Annotated in this window: 5 protein-coding genes; 2 read left to right on the top strand and 3 right to left on the bottom strand. The window is 69.2% G+C overall.

Going from position 1 to position 2938, the window contains the following annotated elements; all coding sequences use genetic code 11:
* On the bottom strand, window positions 1–443 hold a 443-nt coding region (locus KS423_RS42395; RefSeq protein WP_224285037.1), incomplete at its 3' end, for a transposase family protein.
* Between the two features lie 380 nt (window positions 444–823).
* Between KS423_RS42395 and KS423_RS42390 the strand changes: the two genes are divergently transcribed.
* Window positions 824–1837, top strand: coding sequence for a HEAT repeat domain-containing protein (locus KS423_RS42390; protein ID WP_224285036.1), 1014 nt, complete (start codon window positions 824–826; stop codon window positions 1835–1837).
* Window positions 1838–1972: 135 nt separating this feature from the next.
* Here KS423_RS42390 and KS423_RS42385 read toward each other — a convergent pair whose 3' ends face one another.
* The gene (locus KS423_RS42385; RefSeq protein ID WP_224285035.1) at window positions 1973–2362 is read right to left on the bottom strand and encodes a hypothetical protein; all 390 of its coding nucleotides are present in this window, start codon (window positions 2360–2362) and stop codon (window positions 1973–1975) included.
* Complete coding sequence (locus KS423_RS42380) at window positions 2290–2616, bottom strand: Pycsar system effector family protein (RefSeq protein WP_224285034.1); 327 nt, start codon at window positions 2614–2616, stop codon at window positions 2290–2292. Before KS423_RS42380 ends, KS423_RS42385 begins: the two co-directional genes overlap by 73 nt.
* A gap of 198 nt (window positions 2617–2814) precedes the next feature.
* Between KS423_RS42380 and KS423_RS48290 the strand changes: the two genes are divergently transcribed.
* Window positions 2815–2938 (top strand): transposase (locus tag KS423_RS48290; RefSeq protein ID WP_374120038.1); only part of this gene is annotated, 124 nt, incomplete at its 3' end.

Raw genomic sequence — 2938 nt, 5'->3', positions numbered from 1 at the left:
CGCGGGACGCGCGGCGGCGGTAGTGCCCTGCGCATGAGCATGCGCAGGGCGGTCGAGCGGGAGATCCAGCAGGCCGGCACGCGCGAGAGGCGGGCGCCCGCCCGGCCCGCTAACTCCTTTACCACCGAGCCGAGTTGGTCGGCCAGGCGGCTGGTGCGGCGCTGGTAGCGCTCCACGACGCCGGGAACCTGCTCGCGGAACGTCTGCCGTCGGCAGTCGAGCGGCGGGCACACCAGGCGCCGCAGCCTCAGCGAGACGACGACCCGCCGTCCGTCCGCCGGCACGTCCGCGACCATCCGCCCGTGGAAACAGTGCACCTGCCCTGTCGGCGTCTCACACACGGGGCACGGCACCGGATCATCCCGGGTCCGCGCCGTCACCCGGATCAGATCGCCCTCGTCCGCCACATCCTCGATGACCAGCGCCGACAACCCCGAAAACACCACGCTCACAAGCTCGTTGACACCTCGCACATCATGCCGACGGCGCCTGCCACCCTTCGTTACCACCGATTACGGGCCAGAGCCGAAGACCGTACAGACCCCGCCGGACCCGCAGCGCGCCTATCAGCTGAACACCCGGGGCGGCCCCGGTCTGGTCAGTCGTTCCGCTGAGCCCACAGGCTCACTGCTTGACACTCCAGCTCATGGGATGTCTGTCAAGTTCTTCTGTTCAGCTCCGTGACGGAGAACCGAACGGCTCCTGGCCAGGGCGCGCAGGGCGCTGGGAGCAACCGCGGCCGCCGACTCTCGGATCGCCACCGTGGACCCCGCCGTCGGCACCAGATGGTAGGCATGGCTGTTGATCTTCAGAGGGAGCGGGCATGACGGGCGATGATCTGGTGTGGGACCTGCAGCGGATAGGCCAGGAGGGGTGGGAGGTCTACGAGGGCATTGGGCTGGATTCGCGGACGGTACTCGCCCGAATGCCCCAGGCGGTCAAGGACGGCTTCCAGCTCGACGAGGTGCCCTGGGAACGCTTTCTGCTGGACCACGGCCCAGGCGACGGCCTGTTGGTGAAGCGCCTGCTCGTGCAGGCCTGCTCCGCCGACCCCGGGACAGCCCGCCGCGCACTCACCGACCTGACCATCCACCTGTTTCCTGACTACCAGGTCAACGCCAGTGCCCCGCTGCTCGTGCCGTTCCTGCTGCGCCTTGGCGTCGTCCCGGCGACACCGTGGCGCGCCCGCGCCCTGGGCCTGGCCGCCGGGGTGGCCCGCTACGGCGACTACGGGGCCACCCGCGAGCACTTCCTGGTCACCGTCCAACCGGGCTGGTTCTTCTCCTGCGACGGCTACCTGATGACCTGGACCATCGAAGCCTCACGCCTGGCCATCACCGCCGACACCAACCTGCTCCTGCCCCTGCTCCACGATCCGGTCCCGGACGTTCGGACTGCGGCCGCCGACGCGCTCGCTACTGCACTGGACCACCTCGGTCCCATCACAGTGGCGCTGCGGGCCAGGCTGGCCGTCGAGCAGGAACCACATGTCCGTGCGGCCCTCGTCCTGGCCTGCGCAGAACTGGCCCGCGGCCACTGCGAACCCGACACTGTCGGATGGCTCGGTACCCTGTGGCCCGACCCGGATCAGCCGGCGGATGTCCGCGTCGCGGCCGCACTCGCCTGGCTCTGCCTCACCGACAGCCCTGTCCCGGACTCCTTGCGCACCATGGTCGACGCCTTCGTCACCAACGACTCGGCCAAAGTCCTGGACGAGGTGCCGTGGTTCGCCCGTAACTACGGCCTTCTGAGCACCGTACGGCAACTCGTCCACGGCCGACCGTTCGCCTACCCCGTTCCCCCCTTGCCGAAAACGCCAAGCCACCACCCGCACTAGCGAGCGGTCTGATCTGATCGAGTCTGGGCCACGGCCGCTGAGCCCGAGGGCAACGACTCATCAACTTGTCAGGTTGGCCTCAGGAACAGGCAATTACCGCGACCTGCTGAGGGTCTTCGCCGCCTGACGCAACACTCAGCCCGCTGACGGCCCCGGGTCGCTCTCAGGTGCCCCGGGGCCGTCGGGACGGCGGGGCAGCAGGACGACGTTGCCTAGGTCCGCGCAGGGCTGTGCGTGCCGGTCGTGGGTGAGTACCGCTGCGGCGAGGGTGAGCCGGGTGATCTGTTGGCGGAGTTCGCGGATCTCGGCGTTCTGATCGGCGACGGCCTGTTTGAGGCGGGCGACGGTCTTCCGGAGCAGCTGTTCTGGTTCGGGGACCTGGCTGGTTTCGGTGCGGACCCGCTCGTAGAACTCGTTCTTCAGGTCCGCCGACGGGGTGGGGTGGTGGGTGGTCAGGCGGCGGCGGACAGGAGGGCCGCGGCGGAGACGGCGAGGACGGCGACGAGTGCGAGGCGGGCCGCCCACTGGAGGAGGTGCATCTTGCGCTCGCACAGCACGCTGAGGGCGTGCAGGCGGGCGGGTCGGACGTCGTCGGCCAGGGCCTCGCGGATCTGGTCCGGGTCGGTGCAGCGGGCCCAGCGGGAGAATCCGTTGGACCTGGTGGGGTCGAGTTTGGGCATGACGACCAGGACCGAGAGCAGCGCGGAGGCGACGGCGGCCGCGATGCCGACGGCGGCTAGGGCGAGCGCGAAGGTGGGTGCCTTGCCGAGCGCGGCCACGCCGGCAATGAGGATGCCGGTGAGGCCGAGCAGCAGCGATGTCTTCGAATCCGTGCGGGCGAAAGCGCGCCGGTTCGCAGATTCCTGGATGCCTGAGAGGACGTTAAGTCCCCTTTCTCTCGGTTCGTGATCGCCCGTTCGTGTGAACGTCGGCCGTACTGGCGTGCCAGTCGGGGCCCGGGTGATGTTCTGCGACTCATGGACAGACGGGCGTACCCGAGCGACTTATCGGATGAGCAGTGGGCGTTGATCGAGCCGATGATCACGGCCTGGAAGCAGGGCAGGGTGGCGCGGTCGGCTACCGGGGATCCGGGGTCCTGTG

It is taken from the genome of Streptomyces sp. LS1784 (assembly GCF_020103755.1).
Lineage (GTDB): Bacteria > Actinomycetota > Actinomycetes > Streptomycetales > Streptomycetaceae > Kitasatospora.
Note: the sequence above shows the minus strand (reverse complement) of the source record. Positions and strands in the feature narration are given on the sequence as shown.